General features: G+C 62.2%; 1 protein-coding gene. It reads left to right on the top strand.

The features are described 5' to 3' along the window. Positions 1-402: UvrB/UvrC motif-containing protein (locus AC0L2Z_RS35490; RefSeq protein ID WP_473630655.1), on the top strand; the 402-nt coding region annotated here is incomplete at both ends.

Genomic DNA, 402 nt, shown 5'->3' with positions numbered 1-402 from the left:
GTCGACGGCAAGGTCATCCTCTACGCCGACCAGGTCACCGGCTCGATGGAGCGGGCGATGGCCGAGACCAACCGCCGTCGCGAAAAGCAGATGGAGTGGAACGCGGCCAATGGCATCACGCCGGAATCGGTCAAGTCGCGCATCTCCGACATCCTGGACTCGGTCTACGAGAAGGACCACGTCCGCGCCGACATCTCGCAGTTCACCGACAGCGCCGGCGCGATGATGGGCAACAATCTGAAAGCCCATCTCGACGCGATGGACAAGCAGATGCGCGACGCAGCCGCCAATCTCGATTTCGAGAAGGCAGCCCGCATCCGCGACGAGATTAAGCGGCTGCGCGAGATGGAACTGTCCATCTCCGACGATCCGCTGGCCAAATATGCCGACATGGAAAGCCCG

This window comes from Mesorhizobium sp. WSM4850, from assembly GCF_055811735.1.
This window is presented reverse-complemented; position numbering and strand designations above follow the sequence as displayed.